General features: G+C 65.3%; 16 protein-coding genes and 1 pseudogene. 9 read left to right on the forward strand and 8 right to left on the reverse strand.

Features of this window, described 5'->3' with window-relative positions; all coding sequences use genetic code 11:
* Positions 1-27 precede the first annotated feature (27 nt).
* Positions 28-1,011 carry a 4-hydroxybenzoate octaprenyltransferase gene (gene ubiA, locus EJ073_RS12220; RefSeq protein WP_126055959.1) on the forward strand — a complete coding sequence of 328 codons (984 nt, stop codon included), beginning with the start codon at positions 28-30 and terminating at the stop codon, positions 1,009-1,011.
* 216 nt (positions 1,012-1,227) lie between these two features.
* Here ubiA and EJ073_RS12225 read toward each other — a convergent pair whose 3' ends face one another.
* The 3 genes from EJ073_RS12225 to EJ073_RS12235 form a co-directional block, all read right to left on the reverse strand.
* A complete protein-coding gene (locus tag EJ073_RS12225) occupies positions 1,228-1,794 on the reverse strand; it encodes a DUF6101 family protein (protein ID WP_126055960.1) in 567 nt (188 codons plus the stop codon).
* A 184-nt stretch (positions 1,795-1,978) separates the two neighbouring features.
* On the reverse strand, positions 1,979-3,421 hold the full coding sequence (locus EJ073_RS12230) for an FAD-binding oxidoreductase (protein WP_126055961.1): 1,443 nt from the start codon (positions 3,419-3,421) through the stop codon (positions 1,979-1,981).
* A gap of 20 nt (positions 3,422-3,441) precedes the next feature.
* Positions 3,442-4,407, reverse strand: a complete 966-nt coding sequence (locus tag EJ073_RS12235; protein WP_190233852.1) for an L-threonylcarbamoyladenylate synthase — start codon at positions 4,405-4,407, stop codon at positions 3,442-3,444.
* Between the two features lie 164 nt (positions 4,408-4,571).
* Here EJ073_RS12235 and EJ073_RS12240 point away from each other — a divergent pair, with 164 nt between their 5' ends.
* On the forward strand, positions 4,572-5,066 hold the full coding sequence (locus tag EJ073_RS12240) for a hypothetical protein (protein WP_245455552.1): 495 nt from the start codon (positions 4,572-4,574) through the stop codon (positions 5,064-5,066).
* 134 nt (positions 5,067-5,200) lie between these two features.
* Complete coding sequence (locus EJ073_RS12245; RefSeq protein ID WP_126055962.1) at positions 5,201-5,590, forward strand: hypothetical protein; 390 nt, start codon at positions 5,201-5,203, stop codon at positions 5,588-5,590.
* 91 nt (positions 5,591-5,681) lie between these two features.
* Here the strand turns inward: EJ073_RS12245 and EJ073_RS12250 are convergent, their stop codons facing one another.
* Entirely contained in the window at positions 5,682-5,978 is a 297-nt protein-coding gene (locus tag EJ073_RS12250; protein ID WP_126055963.1) for an ATPase, read from the reverse strand.
* Positions 5,979-6,144: 166 nt separating this feature from the next.
* Entirely contained in the window at positions 6,145-8,298 is a 2,154-nt protein-coding gene (glyS, locus tag EJ073_RS12255) for a glycine--tRNA ligase subunit beta (RefSeq protein WP_126055964.1), read from the reverse strand.
* 222 nt (positions 8,299-8,520) lie between these two features.
* On the opposite strand from glyS, the gene EJ073_RS12260 reads away from it, so the two are divergent.
* Positions 8,521-8,703 carry a hypothetical protein gene (locus EJ073_RS12260; RefSeq protein ID WP_126055965.1) on the forward strand — a complete coding sequence of 61 codons (183 nt, stop codon included), beginning with the start codon at positions 8,521-8,523 and terminating at the stop codon, positions 8,701-8,703.
* 139 nt (positions 8,704-8,842) lie between these two features.
* Here EJ073_RS12260 and EJ073_RS12270 read toward each other — a convergent pair whose 3' ends face one another.
* On the reverse strand, positions 8,843-9,787 hold the full coding sequence (locus tag EJ073_RS12270) for a glycine--tRNA ligase subunit alpha (RefSeq protein WP_126055966.1): 945 nt from the start codon (positions 9,785-9,787) through the stop codon (positions 8,843-8,845).
* A gap of 149 nt (positions 9,788-9,936) precedes the next feature.
* On the opposite strand from EJ073_RS12270, the gene EJ073_RS12275 reads away from it, so the two are divergent.
* Positions 9,937-10,398 carry a GNAT family N-acetyltransferase gene (locus EJ073_RS12275; RefSeq protein ID WP_126055967.1) on the forward strand — a complete coding sequence of 154 codons (462 nt, stop codon included), beginning with the start codon at positions 9,937-9,939 and terminating at the stop codon, positions 10,396-10,398.
* Between the two features lie 51 nt (positions 10,399-10,449).
* Here EJ073_RS12275 and EJ073_RS12280 read toward each other — a convergent pair.
* Both EJ073_RS12280 and EJ073_RS12285 read right to left on the reverse strand, forming a co-directional pair.
* Positions 10,450-12,221, reverse strand: a pseudogene (locus EJ073_RS12280) (tetratricopeptide repeat protein).
* Between the two features lie 302 nt (positions 12,222-12,523).
* On the reverse strand, positions 12,524-13,540 hold the full coding sequence (locus EJ073_RS12285) for a polyprenyl synthetase family protein (RefSeq protein WP_126055968.1): 1,017 nt from the start codon (positions 13,538-13,540) through the stop codon (positions 12,524-12,526).
* Between the two features lie 161 nt (positions 13,541-13,701).
* Between EJ073_RS12285 and EJ073_RS12290 the strand changes: the two genes are divergently transcribed.
* The 4 genes from EJ073_RS12290 to EJ073_RS12305 all read left to right on the forward strand — a co-directional run bounded on the left by EJ073_RS12290 (position 13,702) and on the right by EJ073_RS12305 (position 15,955).
* Entirely contained in the window at positions 13,702-13,926 is a 225-nt protein-coding gene (locus EJ073_RS12290; RefSeq protein ID WP_126055969.1) for a DUF2007 domain-containing protein, read from the forward strand.
* Entirely contained in the window at positions 13,926-14,720 is a 795-nt protein-coding gene (locus tag EJ073_RS12295) for a methyltransferase (RefSeq protein WP_126055970.1), read from the forward strand. The genes EJ073_RS12290 and EJ073_RS12295 overlap by 1 nt, the downstream gene beginning before the upstream one ends.
* 108 nt (positions 14,721-14,828) lie before the next feature.
* On the forward strand, positions 14,829-15,686 hold the full coding sequence (locus tag EJ073_RS12300) for a S49 family peptidase (RefSeq protein ID WP_126055971.1): 858 nt from the start codon (positions 14,829-14,831) through the stop codon (positions 15,684-15,686).
* Between the two features lie 83 nt (positions 15,687-15,769).
* The gene (locus EJ073_RS12305) at positions 15,770-15,955 is read left to right on the forward strand and encodes a hypothetical protein (RefSeq protein ID WP_126055972.1); all 186 of its coding nucleotides are present in this window, start codon (positions 15,770-15,772) and stop codon (positions 15,953-15,955) included.
* Position 15,956: the final 1 nt, after the last annotated feature.

The following is a 15,956-nucleotide window of genomic DNA, read 5'->3' on the forward strand; positions in this document are numbered from 1 at the left end:
GCTCACCGCTGCTGCCACTCCAGCACGATGGAAACCATCCAGTCGAAAGCGGCGCAGGGCCGCGTCGCAGACGCGCCGAGCGGTCACTGGGTCTACCGCGCGCTGCCGCGCGGGCTCTGGCCCTATGCGCAGCTCGCGCGCTGGGATCGCCCGATCGGCTGGCAATTGCTCTTGTGGCCGTGTTGGTGGTCGGCCGCTCTTGCGGCAAGCGCCTATCCGCGTCCGACGGATCCGCTGCTGACCCTGCTGCCGGCGCCCTGGTATCTCTTGCTGTTCCTGGTCGGCGCGATTGCCATGCGCGGCGCCGGCTGCACCTATAACGACCTGGCCGACGAGGACATCGACAGCCAGGTCGAGCGCACGCGCTCGCGGCCGCTGCCGGCAGGCAAGGTAACGCGCCGGCAGGCCTGGATGTTCCTGGTCATCCAGGCGCTGGCGGGCCTGGCGGTGCTGTTGCAGTTCAACAGCTTCGCCATTCCGCTCGGCGTCGCCTCGCTCGTCATCGTCGCGGTCTACCCGTTCATGAAGCGTATCACCGACTGGCCGCAATTCGTGCTCGGGCTAGCCTTCTCCTGGGGCGCGCTGATGGGATGGGCGGTCGAGTTCGGCGATCTCGATGGCCCGGCCATCATGCTCTATATCGGGTCAATCCTGTGGGTGATCGGCTACGACACGATCTACGCACATCAGGACAAGGAAGACGACGCCATCGTCGGCGTGCGCTCGACGGCGCGCCTGTTCGGCGACAACACCAGGACCTGGCTGGTCGGCCTCTATGGCGGCGCGCTCGCCTGCTTCGCCATCGCCTTCGCCTCGGCGCAGGCGCCGATGCCGGCGCTGGCCGGGCTGATCGCCGCCGGCGCGCATATGGCGCGACAGATCGCGAAGCTGAACATCGACGATGCGGACCAGTGCCTCAGGCTGTTCAAGTCGAACAACCAGGTCGGCTGGCTGATCTTCCTCGGCCTGATCGGCGGCGCGCTATGGGTGGCGCTGAAGCCGCTGCTGTAGTTCTCCCTTCTCCCCGTTCAACGGGGAGAAGGTGGCGGCAGCCGGATGAGGGGCAGCGAGCCTTGCAGGCAAGGAGAAAATGTACAGCGGTTATACGGCCTCTGATCGGCTTTCGATGTGGCCAAACCCTGAGGTCGGCGCCGCCCCTCATCGCCCTGCCGGGCAGTGACGGGGAGAAGAAGGCTGTCATCGGCGGTTTCGCCAATCGCCAGCGGACTATTCCCGCGCGATGATCTCCTCGCCGTCGACGACGAGTCTGAGGCCAAGATTGCCCGCCCTACGGCGGGCGAGGAAGCGCGGGCGGCGCGTGGTCGAGATACGACCCTTGCGGCGCTCCTGGGGCGGCAGCGCCTTGATGGCGGCGCCGAGCGATTCCTCCAGCGTGCGAGCAACGCCGTCGGCCTCGATCAGAAGCATCGGCAGGCGATAGGCATCGGCCCAGGCGCGCCAGTCGGCGGCGACGTCGTCGAGGTCGTCGGCGACGAGCAGTGGCACCGACAGCATCGGATCATTGTGCAGCAGCTCGAGCGTCACGGTGACGTTGCCGTCGGGGTCTTCCATGGCGCGGGCGGCAACGCCGCGAAACGCCTTGGCAGGCAGTGCGATGATCGCCGGCACGCCGCTCATCTCCAGCATGCGGCGAATGACGGCACCACGCTGGTCGATGGTGAAGGTAACGTCGCCATAGTCGTCGCGTGTCGCATAGCTCACCATCTGCGGCAGGCGGAATGGGTCGAGACGCATGTTGCGCCCTGCCCAGACTGGCTTCAGTCCAGTGTTCATCGAGTGCCTTCCTGTGTCTCCTGAGGGCCGTTTACCGGTTCTCTCCGGGCCAGTTTTTTCCGGCCTCGCTTATGCGGAAACATTAGCGCTGGCTCCTTACCGCCGCGCTTAAGAAAGTCGGTTAAATTTTGCTGATCTCGGGGATGGTTATCGGAATGCAACCACCCACAACATGTTGGAAGGATCAGATAACCTTACCGGGATTCATGATGCCGGCGGGGTCGAAGGCCGCCTTCACCCGGCGCATCAGTTCGATCGCCATCGGCGGCGCCGTGGCGATCAGTTCGTCGCGCTTCAGCTGGCCGATGCCGTGCTCAGCCGAGATCGAGCCATGGAAGGAGCGCACGACCTCGTGCACGGCCTGGTTCATGGGATGGTAGAGGTCGAGAAACGCCGCGTCCTGCCAATCCACGGGGCGGGAGATGTTGTAGTGGAGGTTGCCGTCGCCCATATGGCCGAAGCAGACCACGCGGGCGCCGGGACAAACGCTCTCCACCACGCCGGCAGCCTTGTCGATGAAGTCGGGGATCGCGGCGATCGGCACCGAGATATCGTGCTTGATCGAGGCGCCCTCCGGCTTCTGGCACTCTGGCAGCACCTCGCGGAAATTCCAGAAGGCGTCGCCCTGGCCAAGGCTCGCCGCGATCGCCGCGTCGCCGACAAAGCCCTGTTCGAGCCCGGCCGACAGTATTTCCTCGATCAGCGCCCTGCCGTCCTCCTCGGAGCGGCCGGAGGAGACCTGCATAAGCGCATACCAAGGCCAGTCGTCGGCCAGCGGCCGGGTGACGCCTTGCGCATGCTTCAGCGTGTAGTCATACGGCCGCTTGCCGATCAGCTCAAAGGCGGTGAGCGAAGCGCCCGCCCGGCCCATCGCCAGGCTGAACAGGGAAAGTGCATCGCGAGGCGACGACAGGCCGGCAAAGGCGACCTCCCTGCCCTTCGGCTTCGGAAACAGCTTGAGCACGGCGGCGGTAATGACGCCGAGCGTGCCTTCGGCGCCGACGAAGAGGTTCTTCAGGTCGTAGCCGGTATTGTCCTTCTTCAGCTTGCGCAGATCGTCGAACACCTCGCCGGTCGGCAGCACGACTTCGACGCCGAGGCAGAGCTCGCGCGCATTGCCATAGGCAAGCACGCCGGTGCCGCCGGCATTGGAGGAGAGGTTGCCGCCGATCTGGCAGGAGCCTTGCGCGGCAAGCGACAGCGGAAACAGCCGGCCGGCAGCGTCGGCCGCTTCCTGCAAGGTCTGCAGGATGACGCCGGCCTCGACGGTGACGGTGTTGGAGAGCACGTCGATCTCGCGGATGCGGTTCAGCCTGGACAGCGACAGTATGATGTCATGGCCGGACTTGTCGGGCACCTGGGCGCCAACCAGTCCGGTGTTGCCGCTCTGCGGCACGACGGGCGTTTTGGTCTCGGTCGCAAGCCGCATGATGCGGCTCACCTCCTCGACGCTGCCCGGCCTCAGCACCAGCGACGTCCGGCCGTGCCAGAGGCCGCGCCGTTCGGTGATGTAGGGTGCGATCTCGGCCTGGTCGCGCAAGGCGTATTTCTCGCCAACGATGGCCGCGAAACGGTCGACAAGGCTGGGGTCGAGCTCGAAGGGCTGGTCGTCGGACTGATCGTTCATGGGGCCAGAACCTATGGCGCTCAGGCGATCTTGTCACGGGGTGCTGCGGCGCGCGACAGCCGGTCGTTGATCGCCTCGCCCAGACCGTCGAAAGGGATCGGCTCGACGGCGATGGTCGCGGCGCCGCTGCGGTCGAGCTCCTGCATGTAAGCGAACAGGTTCGCCGCAGCCTCGCGCAGATCGCCCGCCTCGGAGAGGTTGCGCAGCGCGGCCGCACCTTGCCATCCTTCGGCGCGGCGGTCGCCAAAGGCCAGCAGCGCCTCGCCCTTGGCGATCTGACGGGCGTTGAGGCGCATCGCGGCGCCCGGCGCGTAGTGCGAGGCGAGCATGCCGGGCGCCTCGATGCCGGCAGCCACGCCGCGCAGCAGCGGTTTGCCGGCGACGGCCTCGATCTCGGCCGCAGCGATGCCACCCGGCCGCAGCAGCCGCACGGTCTCGCCCTCGGCCTTGACGATGGTCGATTCCAGGCCGACCGGCGTCGCCCCGCCATCGACCACCAGCCTGATCCTGTCGCCTAAATCGGCAGCCACGGCGCCGGCGGTGGTGGCGCTGATCCTGCCGGAAGAATTGGCGCTGGGCGCGGCGAGCGGATGACCGAGCCTGGCGATCAGCTCGCCGCCGAACCCCTTGGGCATGCGCAACGCAATGGTGTCCAGCCCTGCCGTGACCAGCGGATGAATGCCATTTCCGGGGCGCTGCGGCAGCACCAGCGTCAGCGGACCCGGCCAGAAGGCCGCGGCCAGCTTTCTCGACAGCGGGTCGAAGAGCGCGATGCGCTCGGCCATGGCGAGATCGGCGACGTGGGTGATCAGCGGGTTGAAGCGCGGCCGGCCCTTGGCCTCGAAGATGCGGGCAACGCCGATGCCGCTGGTGGCGTCGCCGGCCAGCCCGTAGACAGTCTCGGTCGGAATGGCGACGACGTCGCCGCCCTCGAGCAGCGCCAGCGCCCGCTCCATCGCCTCGCCGGCGGCAACTATCTCAGCCAATTGTCGTCACCTCTTTGGATGCGGGGCTGCGTAATACGGCGGCGTTCGGCGGGCAAGTGCGGGCGTTGGCGAATTATCAATCCCTAAAATGCTATGTTTCCGCGCAAGCAGGCATCAATCCCGTGGGAATATGGTGCCGGTTTGTTGGGCCAGGGGAAACTATCATGGTGTCGATGCGTGTCCTTGCAGCGCTTGGCGTCGGCCTGTCGGCAATTACCGGCGGCGCCCAGGCTTCGTCCATTGTCGTGTTGGGCGCGTCGACCACGACGCCCTCCATCATCCGGCTCGCGCCCGAACCGATGAAGCTCGGCTCGACGCCGTCGGTCGTGGCGCTTGGCGAGCCCGCACTCGATGTCACCGACGAGAAGGTCGCGGCGATCCCCGATAAGTCCACGCACCATGGTTCCATGCAGAGCCCGATGATCATTCGCGGCGGCGTCGTCGGCGGCGCTTTTGCAACGCCTGCCGCAGCACCGGCCAAGGCCACCACCGCCACGGCGCCGGCGACCGAGACAACGCCCACCGCCGACGGCAAGCCGGCCGGCGAGGCGACCGCGTCAAACGGCGCCGCCGAACCGAAGCCTCAGCCAGAGGCGCAGCAGCCACAACCGGCAGCCGCGCAGCCGGCACCGATATCCCCCGTCGGAAAAGCCATGTAGGCTTTTCAGTGGAGGCTGATCCGTCATCCGGCGCATATGCCCGGATGGCAGTATTCCTTCTGATTCCATCCTGCTGCCCGAAATGTCAGACGGCATCGGTGGAAGAAGACTGGGTTTTCAAAAGGGGGTTCATCATGAACGAGACGAGACGATTTGCCGTCGCCGCATTGCTGCTGGCGTCGGTGCTGGGCACGAGCACGGCGCGGGCCGACGATATGCTCGGCTCCTATGTCGCGCGCATTTCCGAGCGGGATCATCACGCCAGCGACGGCTATCCGCTGGACAGCGCCGCGCAGATGGTGCGGCAGGACCGCGCCAACTGGCACAAATTCCACCGGCGCGACCGCGACGACGAGGGTGACGCCTGGTTCCGCAGCAATGATGACCGCGCCGACCTGGAGCGGATGTTGAGGCGCGGCGGCGCCATGAGCGGCGCGACACGGCGCGCCATCGTCAATGGCGAGGCGCTGATCCAGGTCGATGTCTATTCGAACAGCGTCTACGTCAGCATCCTCGAGGACTGACGGCAAAAAGGGCGGCGCGTTGGCGCCGCCCTTCCTCTAGCTCAGCGGGCTATGCGGTCGTGGAGGACGGAGAGGCCGCCTCCAAAATGGCTCAGGCGGCTTCTTCCTTGTCCTCGTCGGACTCGTCTTCGTCGTCGGCCTTCACGCCGTCTTCCTCGTCCTCATCCTCGTCCTCGCCGTCTTCGTCCTCGTCACCACCCAACAGGGTCGCTTCGTCGTCGGCATCCTCGCCGTCCTCGTCGTCACCTTCCTCGTCATCGTCAGACTGATCGGCGGCTTCGACCGCGGCAGCTGCGGCATGGTCGAGCATGTCGTCGGAAGCGGATTCGATCGCCTCGGCAGCAGCCGCGGTTTCTTCAGTGACTTCGATGTCGTGATCGGAATTCATGGCAAGCCTCCGTGGTTGGGGGAACGTCATCGTTGTCCCACGCGGAGGTCATCGTCATATGACTGTAAGCCGGCTCCCGCGGACTAAATTTTGGCGCGCCTGAAAGCGGGGCGGACGGCCCGCGCCCCGATGGGCGCAGGCAATTCCAGGCCCGCGTTTTCGGCCGTCAGCCGGCGATCTTGGAGAAATCCGCGACCTGATCGGTGGCGGCGCGGATGCGGGCAAGCAGCGCCAGACGATTGGCGCGCACGGCCTGGTCCTCATCATTGACGAGAACCTGTTCAAAGAATGAATCAACCGGTTCACGCAACACGCTAAGCGCCAGCATGGCGGCGGAAAAATCTTCGTTCTGAATCGCTTGGCCGGCTTCCTTCTCGGCCTGATTCACCGCGGCATAGAGCTTCTTTTCCGCTTCTTCGCGCAGAAGAGCCGGCTCAACAGTCTCGGCGATGAGGGTTTTCTTCTTCTCTTCCGCCGCCAGGATGTTGGCGGCGCGCTTGGTGCCGGCGAGCAGGTTCTTGCCACCGTCGGTGTCGAGCAATGAGCCCAGCGCCTCGACGCGGCGCACGATCTGCAGCAGGTCGTCGGACTGTGGCGTGATGACGGCATCGATGAGGTCGTGCCGTGCGCCCTGGTCGCGCAGATAGACCTTCAGGCGATCGTGGAAGAAGGCGAGGAGGTCGGACTGCGGGCTCGCGCCGCCTGCAAAGTTTGCAAAGGCTTTGGCGAAGATCGATGTCAGCGCCAAACGAACGCGGTTCTCGATCAGGATCCTGACCACGCCGAGCGCAGCGCGGCGCAGGGCAAACGGATCCTTGCTGCCAGTTGGTTTCTCATCGATGGCCCAGAAACCGGTGAGCGTGTCGAGCTTGTCGGCGAGCGCGATGGCAACCGAGATCGGATCGGTCGGCACGCGATCGGACGGGCCTTGCGGCTTGTAGTGCTCTTCAGCGGCCGCGGCCACGGATGCATGCTCACCCTCCAGCAGCGCATATTTGCGGCCCATGGCGCCCTGCAATTCCGGGAACTCGCCGACTACTTCGGTCTGCAGATCTGCCTTGGCAAGCACCGCGGCGCGGCGCGCCAGCGCCGGGTCGGCGCCGACGATCGGCGCCAGTTCCTCGGCCAACCGCTTGATCCGCTCGACGCGTGCTCCTTGCGTGCCAAGCTTCGCGTGGAAGGTCACGTCGAGATGGTCGAGGCGGGCCATGCGCTGGTCGAGCGGCTTTTTCAGATCCAGCCCGAACTTCTCCGCCGACGCCTGGAGTTCGCCGAGATCGGGCAGGTCGCCCTGGTCGGTCTTCCAGAAATAGAGCGCGTCGGACAGGCGGGCTCGCACCACCTTGCCGTTGCCGTGCGCGATCTCCTTGCCGCCATCGCTGGCCTCGATGTTGGCGACGAGGATGAAGCGGTTGGACAGGTCCTCGCCCGCCCCTTGCGGCCGGGTGACGAAGCACTTCTGGTTGGCGCGGATGGTCAGCCGGATGACCTCGGGCGGAATGGCGAGGAAGTCCTGTTCGAATTCGCCCATCAGCACGACAGGCCATTCGACGAGGCCGGAGACTTCTTCCAGCAATCCGTCGTCCTCGACCAGGTCGAGACCATTTGCAAAGGCAAGGTTGCGGGCGTCGGCCAGGATGATCTCCTTGCGCCGCTCGGCGTCGAGCACGACCTTGGCGGCTTCCAGCTTCGAAACATAGTCGTCGAAGCGACGCACGGTGAATTCGCCCGGAGCGTGGAAGCGATGGCCATAGGTGACGTTGCCGGAACGGATGCCGTCAATCTCGAAATCGACCACGACGGGCTCCTCGGTCTCGGGGCCGAAGGTGCAGACGATCGATTGCAGCGGCCGCACCCAGCGCAGCGAACCGGGCCTGGCCGAGGCCGGCCCCCAGCGCATCGATTTCGGCCACGGGAAGCTGCGGATCATGCCTGGCACCAGCTCTGCGATGATCTCTTCCGCCGCCCTGCCCGGCTTGGAGATGTGGGCGACATAGAAGTCGCCCTTCTTCGGGTCGGAATGGACATGCGCTTCGGCGATCGAGGCGAGGCCCGCCTTGCGCAGGAAGCCCTGCACCGCCTGTTCGGGCGCCGAGGTGGCGGGGCCCTTGATCTCCTCGCGAATGTCCTTGGAGCGCGCCGTCAGGCCGCGAATGTCGAGCGCCAGGCGCCGCGGCGTCCAGTACTCGCGCGCTGCCTCATAGGTGAGGCCGGCCTCGACCAGGCCGTCGGACAGCATCTTCCTGAGGTCGCCCGCGGCCTTGCGCTGCATGCGCGCGGGAATTTCTTCGGAGCGAAGTTCCAGAAGCAGGTCGGGCATAGGGATCAACTCATGCGGGGCGAACGGTCCGGGCGGGGCATAGCAACTCGGCTCGCCGCTGTCACCCCTGCCCGCCGGCCGCCGGGGTGGCCGATTTCAGGAAATTATCAGGTCTTTGTCGGGACCAAGCGGGCGCACCCGTCCTAAGAACAGAAATCCCATGAACCGAACGCGGCGCTGAAGCGACCAACGCTCAGGCAGAGACCTATTGGCTGAACGACCATGAAGACCGTATCGAGAACCCTGCAAATCCTCGCACTGAGCGCCTGTTTCGCCGCCCAGATGCATGGCACGTTCACGATGCCGGGCGTGCGGCAGGCGTTGCGGACGATCGACAGCGCAAGCAGCCAGAGCTCGTTGCCGATCACAGCTTCACTCAAAATTGGCCAAAGCGCCTTGAACTAAGGTGCGTTGAGATTAAGGTCAGGCCGAGCCGAAAACGGTGGTTTTCGAGACCCGGAGCGGAGCGTACTTGACGTACGTGAGTAGCGGAAGCGCAGAAAACCGGCGTTTGCAGGCCGGCATCACCTGAATATCGACACACTTAGGCCGCCAGGCCGCCCGCCTCGGTCTGCAGGAAGGCCTCGCCGCAGGCCTTGGCCAGGTTGCGCACCTTGAGGATGTAGCTCTGCCGCTCGGTGACCGAGATGACGCCGCGCGCGTCGAGCAGGTTGAAGACGTGGCTGGCCTTGATGCACTGGTCGTAGGCGGGCAGGACCATGCGGTGCCTTGCGCCCACGTCATTCGATCCGGGCGTGCCGGCCGCGAGCAGCGCCTTGCATTCGGCCTCGGCGTCCTCGAAATGCCTGAGCAGCATCGCGGTGTTGGCGAACTCGAAATTGTGGCGCGAATATTCCTGCTCGGCCTGCAGGAAGACGTCGCCATAGGTGACCTTGTCGGCGCCCTCGCGGCCGTTGAAGTTGAGGTCATAGACATTGTCGACGCCCTGCACATACATGGCGAGCCGCTCCAGACCGTAGGTGAGCTCGCCCGCGACCGGTGCGCATTCGATGCCGCAGACTTGCTGAAAATAGGTGAACTGCGACACTTCCATACCGTCGCACCAGCACTCCCAGCCGAGCCCCCAGGCGCCCAGCGTCGGGCTTTCCCAATCGTCCTCGACGAAACGGATGTCGTGCAGCAGCGGATCGACGCCGATGGCTTCAAGCGAGCCAAGATAGAGCTCCTGCAGGTTGGGCGGGTTCGGCTTCAGGATCACCTGATACTGGTAATAATGCTGCAGCCGGTTGGGGTTCTCGCCATAGCGCCCGTCCTTCGGGCGGCGCGATGGCTGCACATAGGCGGCGTTCCAGCGCCTCGGACCCAGCGCGCGCAAGGTGGTTGCCGGGTGGAAGGTGCCGGCGCCAACCTCCATATCGTAGGGCTGCAGGATGACGCAGCCATAGTTCGCCCAGTAATTGTGCAAGGTCAGGATCAGCCCCTGGAAGGAGCGGCTGGGATGCATGTGGGCGGGAATGTCGACGGTCACGGCGGCCTCGATGGAGCGGCTGGATGGGGACCACGCTCTAGAGGCACGGCTGGCAAGCGTCAAGGCAAGCCGACGGCTGGCCCATTGCCGGCACGACGAGCCTGCGGTCTGTTCCATGTCTCCGCCATCAGCAACAGCAGGCCCCAGCCATGCCAGATTCCATCAGCATCCGACCCATCACGCGAGAGGATTTCGAGCAATGGCTGCCGCTATGGGACGGCTACAACGCCTTTTACGGCCGATCGGGCGAGACGGCGCTTGCCGGCGACATCACGGCCATGACCTGGTCGCGCTTCTTCGACGCCTACGAGCCGGTGCATGCGCTGGTGGCCGAAAGCGAGGGACGCCTCCTCGGTCTCGTCCACTATCTCTATCACCGCAGCACGACGGCGATCGCGGCGAACTGCTATCTGCAGGATCTGTTCACCACCGAGGCCGCGCGCGACAAGGGCGTCGGCCGGGCACTCATCAACGCCGTCTACGAACGCGCCAAGGCGGCCGGATCGGGCCGGGTGTACTGGCAGACGCATGAGACCAACCACACGGCCATGCAACTCTACGACAAGGTGGCGGAGCGGTCGGGGTTCGTCGTGTATCGCAAGCTTCTCTAAAAGCGAAGCGGGGCTACGAAGAGCCCCGCTCAAAGCATTCTTCGGTGCCGCTCACCCCTTCGGCGCCGGCGTGGCCGGCTTGACCTTCGGGGTTTCCTGCGCCGTGTTGGATTCGATCGCCGGCAGGCCCTTGAGCAGCTTCTGCTGCAAGGTGGCAAGCACGTCGGGATCCGGCTTCAGGTCGCGGGCCTGGTTCCACTGGTAGGTGGCTTCCAGCTTGCGGCCGACGCGCCAGTAGGCGTCGCCGAGATGGTCGTTCAGCACCGGGTCCTCCGGCTTCAGCGACACGGCGCGCTCCATTTCGCGGACCGCGTCCTCGAACCTGCCCATGCGGAAATAGGCCCAGCCCAGCGAATCGACGATGTAGCCGTCGCTCGGCCTTAGATCGACGGCCTTCTGGATCATCGCCAGGCCTTCCTTGAGGTTCATGTTCATGTCGACCCAGGAATAGCCGAGATAGTTCAGAACCTGCGGCTGGTCGGGGAACAGTTCCAGCGCCCTGCGGAAGTTCGGCTCCGCCTTCGGCCATTCCTTCAGCCGCTCATAGGCGATGCCGCGCTGATAGAAGATGTTCCAGTTGGCATTGGTCGGCGTCTTCAGCACCTCGACGGCCTTGTCGTAGAGATTGGCCGCCGAGCGGAAGTCCTCCTTGGAGGAGTAGACCCCGCCCAGCGCCAGATAGGCGCGCATGTCCTGCGGATGCTTGTCGACGAACGCCTTCAGATGAGCGATCGCCTCGTCATGGCGATCGAGATCGGCAAGGTTGAGGCCGAGCTGCAGGTCGGAAAGCTCCTTCAGCGGCGAGGAACCGGGAATGCGGCGATAGAGAGCGATTGCGCCCTCGCCGTCCTTCAGTTGCTCGGCGACGGCGGCGAGTTGCACCAGAGCGGCATCGCTGTTGGGCTTCAGCGCCAGCGCATATTGCAGATAGAGGCGTACGAACGGCTCGCCGCCGCCGCGATTGAGCGCGGTGGCGAGATCGAGCAGGATCTCGGACGCGCCGTCGGACGGGCCGGCGATGAAGGGCTCGACCTTGTCGCCCTTGTTGATCTCTTCGCGGAGCGTGGTGATTTCCAGCTTGCCTGGCGCGAACGCCTCGGCCTGGTCGAGCACCGAAAGCGCCTTGGCCTTGTCGCCCTTGCGAGCGAGGAACGAGGCATAGGCCTGCGCATTGCGCATCCATGTCTCCGGCGCGGCACCGCCGGCGGCGGTGTCCTGGAGCGTCGCGGCGTAGATTTGATCGGCCTTCTCCGACATGCCCGCGGCATCGGCGATCAGCGCGCGGTGGAAAGACTTGAACAGGCCGAACCAGTCGGGGCCCTGCAGCTTGTCGATGGCGGCCATGGCATCAGCGGGCTCGCCGGCGCCTTCCTTGGCCCAGCCACTCATGACGCCGGACAGTAGCCGGTCGAGATCGGATTCGAGCGACAGTTTCAACCAGTACTCAGCCTTGGAGAAGTCCTTCTTGTGGAAGGAATCGACCGCCAGCGCCAGGCGCGAGAAACGCTCGACGTCGGGCACTTCCTTGAGCTTGTCGGCGTAGACGAGCGATTCCTCGAAGCGGCCCTGCGCGATCAGCGACAGCATCAGGCTCTGCTGCAGCGCGGTGTCGCCGGGTGCAAAGGCGAGCGCCTGCTTGTAATAGGCGATGGCGCTGTCGAGGTCGTTGTCGCCTTCGGCGATCCGGGCGGCGAGGTAGGCCCCGAGAAGGACGTGATCTTGACCGGCTCGGCGGTTTCCTTGGCGTAGGCCGGCAGAGCCGAGATCGCCATGCCCGTCACAATTGCCAGCCCTGCGAGCCAGCGCGCACGTCCTTGCCGCATTGTATCCCTTTCAGCCAGACGCAATCCCCAAGTCGATGGGACCGCCACAGACTCGGTCTTTTCCCGACAAAGCATGGCCTTTTTGGGGTCAGGCTTCAATCCGGGCCGAATTCACAATCGGGTCACCCGATTAACGAACCATGACGACGAAGCATCATAGCAGATCGCGCGACCAACCAACACTCTGACGTCACATAGCTGCTTGCGGCAATGTTGGTGTACAGGTCAGCCCATGCGCAGCCTTGCCAAGCCTGCCTGTGCCGATCGTCCGGGCCAGCAAGTCGGCGGCCGCAGACCCCACCTCAGTTCACTCTGGCGATACAGAAATCGATGACATCGATCAGCGCCGATTTCTGCGGCGTCGCCTCCAGCGGCGCCAGCGCATCGCGGGCGATCTCGCCGAAATGGCGGGCGCGGCCGATCGTGTCGGCAATCGCTCCATGGCGGGTCATCAGGCCGATCGCCTTTTCGAGGCCCGCATCGTCGGTAACATTGTCCTCGATGGCGCGCTTCCAGAAGGTGCGTTCGGCCTTGGTGCCGCGCCGGTAGGCGAGGATCACCGGCAGCGTCACCTTGCCCTCGCGGAAATCGTCGCCGACATTCTTGCCCAGATCCTTGCTGGAGCCGCCATAGTCGAGCGCATCGTCGATGAGCTGGAAGGCAAGGCCGAGATTCATGCCGTAGGAGCGCAGCGCCGCGCGGTCGTTGCGGGTTGCCAGGGCGATGACCGGGCCGACCTCGGCGGCGGCCGAGAACAGCGCCGCGGTCTTGGCCTTGATGACGGCGAAATGCTCGTCCTCGGTGGTCTCCAGGTTCTTGGCGGCGGCAAGCTGCATCACTTCGCCCTCGGCGATGATGGAAGCAGCGCTGGAGAGGATGTCGAGGGCCTCCAGCGAGCCGACATCGACCATCATGCGGAAGGCCTGGCCGAGCAGGAAATCGCCGACCAGCACGCTCGCCTGGTTGCCCCAGATCATGCGCGCCGTCTTCTTGCCGCGGCGCATTCCGCTCTCGTCGACGACGTCGTCGTGGAGCAGCGTCGCGGTGTGCATGAACTCGACAGAGGTGGCGAGCTTGACGTGGCCTTCGCCGGAATAGCCGAACATCTGGGCCGCGGCGAGCGTCAGCATCGGCCGCAATCTCTTGCCACCGGACGAAATCAGGTGGTTGGCGACCTCGGGGATCATCTCGACGTCGGAACCGGCCTTGGACAGGATCAATTCGTTGACGCGCCCCATGTCGGCGGCCGTGAGATCGATCAGATCCTTGATGGAGGCGGGTTCCCGCTTCCCGTTTTCGATGTTGAGAACGACACCCACCACAGACACTCCCGTCTATTCCAAGCGCACGCGGCACCCTACTCCCGAACCGACTCTAGGGCGGCATCACGGGGCACGGCAAGAGGCGAATTGGCGCGGTTGCGGCCGGCGGCGGCAACGCCCACGTTTACAGGAACGGCGCAACCTGCGATTTTTGTTCCATGATAGAGCTCATCCGCACCAACGATGCCGTGATCATCTCCTTCGTCGAATCGCTGATGCGCGACGCCGGCATCGCCTGTTTCGTCGCCGACCAGAACATGAGCGTGCTCGACGGCTCGATCGGCATCCTGCCCCGGCGTGTCATGGTCGACGCCGACCAGGCGGATGCGGCGCGCCGCATCCTGACCGATGCCGGCATCGCCAACGAGATCCGCCGCAAATAATGGTAGCGTCAACCGCCCTTGCCCCGGACACCCCGGCCCACACGGTCGATGCGTTCCATCGCGGGCGCTTCTGGCTGGTTCAGCCGCGAAGCGGTCATCGTGCCGGCATGGACGCCATGATGCTGGCGGCAGCCGTGCCCTCCTCCTTCGCCGGGCGGCTGGCCGATTTCGGCGCGGGCGCGGGCGCGGCGGGGCTCGCGGTGCTGTCGCGCTGTCCCGCAGCGCGGGCCATGCTGGTCGAATGCTCGCCGGACATGGCCGAATTCGCGGCCGCGACGCTTGCCCACCCCGGCAATGCGCATCTCGGCGACCGCGCCTCGGTGCTGAGGGCCGATGTCGCGCTGTCCGGCAAAGCGCGCGGCGCGGCCGGCCTTGCCGACAACAGCTTCGACTTCGTCATCATGAACCCGCCCTTCAACGCCGCCGAGGATCAGGCCACGCCGGATGCGCTGCGCAAGCAGGCGCATGTGATGGAGGACGGGCTGTTCGAAAGCTGGATCAGAAGCGCTGCCGCGGTGGTGAAGCCGCGGGGCGGGCTCGCCGTCATCGCCAGGCCCGAGCAGCTCGGCGCCCTGCTCGATGCGATCGAGGGCCGCTTCGGCGATACCGAGATGCTCGCCGTCCACCCCCGTCCCGAGGCGGCGGCAATCCGGATCGTCGTCAGGGCGACGCTCGGCGCGCGCGGAAAACTGTCGATCCGCCCGCCGCTGATGCTGCACGCAGAGACAGGCAACGGGCCAGCCGAGCGGACCGAGATGATCAACAACGGACTGGCGTCGCTGTTCGGCGATTGATCATCGGCCGGACATGCGGCATTGCCGTTGGCCGGCGAATTCCTACATGCCCACAGCAAGATGAGGCCTCATCTTGCTTCTTTTTCAGTGACCGGAGACCCCGACCTCGTGAAACGCCTCTTGAACCGCCTGCTGCCGAAGTCCTGGCGCTCCACCGTCGTCGTGGTTCCGGTCATCCGGCTGCACGGCACGATCATGGCCGGCGGCGGCCAGTTCCGGCCGAGCCTGTCGCTGGCGTCCACCGCCGGCCTCATTGAGAAGGCGTTCTCCTTTGATGCGCCCGTCGTCGCCATCTCCATCAATTCGCCGGGCGGCTCGCCGGTGCAGTCACGGCTGATCTTCAAGCGCATCCGCGACCTCGCGGTGGAGAAGAACAAGAAGGTGCTGGTGTTCGTCGAGGACGTGGCGGCCTCCGGCGGCTACATGATCGCGGTCGCCGGCGACGAGATCTTCGCCGATCCGTCCTCGATCGTCGGCTCGATCGGCGTCGTCTCCGCCTCGTTCGGTTTTCCCGAGCTGATGAAGAAGATCGGCGTCGAGCGCCGCGTCCATACCGCCGGCCAGAACAAGGCGGTGCTCGACCCGTTCAAGCCGGAGAAGAAGGAAGATGTCGAGCGGCTGAAGGCGCTGCAGCTCGAGGTGCACGAGACCTTCATCGAGCTCGTCAAGGAGCGGCGCGGCACCAGGCTGAAGGACGATCCCGACCTGTTCACCGGCCTGTTCTGGACCGCCAAGAAAGGTCTCGAACTCGGCCTGGTCGATGCGCTGGGCGACATGCGAGGCGTTTTGAAGACGCGCTTCGGACCGAAGACCGAGCTGAAACTGATCACCGCGCCGCGCGGGCTGTTCGGGCGCTTCGGGCTGTTCGGGTCGCGCCTTTCGGCGCCCGACATCGCTGCGGCGGCGGCCAGCGGCATCGTCGATGCGGCGGAAGAGCGCGCGCTGTGGGCGCGCTTCGGGCTTTGAAAAAGGGTTGAAAGCGACTAGCATATCCGCTTGACCGACCCGACCGGCCGCTTTTGCCGCGTTTTCGAGGGAGGAGTTTTGGGATGCCGCAGATCATTTTCCTCGTCGTTATCGGCGCCGCCGCCTATTTCGGCTATCGCGCCTTCATCCGCGAAGCCGAGCGCGTGACGGCCAAGATCCGGCGTACCGAGAAACAGGCGGCAAACGGCACGATGGGAACGCTGGTCAAGGACCCGAAGACCGGCGAATACCGGCTGGCCAAGGACTGAA

Origin of the sequence: Mesorhizobium sp. M4B.F.Ca.ET.058.02.1.1, assembly GCF_003952505.1 — a bacterium.
In the GTDB taxonomy this organism is placed as follows: Bacteria; Pseudomonadota; Alphaproteobacteria; order Rhizobiales; family Rhizobiaceae; genus Mesorhizobium.

Bases quoted from the DNA above. Each gene is read 5' to 3' on its own strand.
- EJ073_RS12225 (WP_126055960.1), bottom strand. From the start codon at position 1,794: ATGAACACTGGACTGAAGCCAGTCTGGGCAGGGCGCAACATGCGTCTC.
- ubiA (WP_126055959.1), top strand. From the start codon at position 28: ATGGAAACCATCCAGTCGAAAGCGGCGCAGGGCCGCGTCGCAGACGCG.
- EJ073_RS12250 (WP_126055963.1), bottom strand. From the start codon at position 5,978: ATGAATTCCGATCACGACATCGAAGTCACTGAAGAAACCGCGGCTGCT.
- EJ073_RS12230 (WP_126055961.1), bottom strand. From the start codon at position 3,421: ATGAACGATCAGTCCGACGACCAGCCCTTCGAGCTCGACCCCAGCCTT.
- EJ073_RS12275 (WP_126055967.1), top strand. From the start codon at position 9,937: ATGCCAGATTCCATCAGCATCCGACCCATCACGCGAGAGGATTTCGAG.
- EJ073_RS12240 (WP_245455552.1), top strand. From the start codon at position 4,572: ATGGTGTCGATGCGTGTCCTTGCAGCGCTTGGCGTCGGCCTGTCGGCA.
- EJ073_RS12245 (WP_126055962.1), top strand. From the start codon at position 5,201: ATGAACGAGACGAGACGATTTGCCGTCGCCGCATTGCTGCTGGCGTCG.
- EJ073_RS12290 (WP_126055969.1), top strand. From the start codon at position 13,702: ATGATAGAGCTCATCCGCACCAACGATGCCGTGATCATCTCCTTCGTC.
- EJ073_RS12260 (WP_126055965.1), top strand. From the start codon at position 8,521: ATGAAGACCGTATCGAGAACCCTGCAAATCCTCGCACTGAGCGCCTGT.
- EJ073_RS12295 (WP_126055970.1), top strand. From the start codon at position 13,926: ATGGTAGCGTCAACCGCCCTTGCCCCGGACACCCCGGCCCACACGGTC.
- EJ073_RS12305 (WP_126055972.1), top strand. From the start codon at position 15,770: ATGCCGCAGATCATTTTCCTCGTCGTTATCGGCGCCGCCGCCTATTTC.
- glyS (WP_126055964.1), bottom strand. From the start codon at position 8,298: ATGCCCGACCTGCTTCTGGAACTTCGCTCCGAAGAAATTCCCGCGCGC.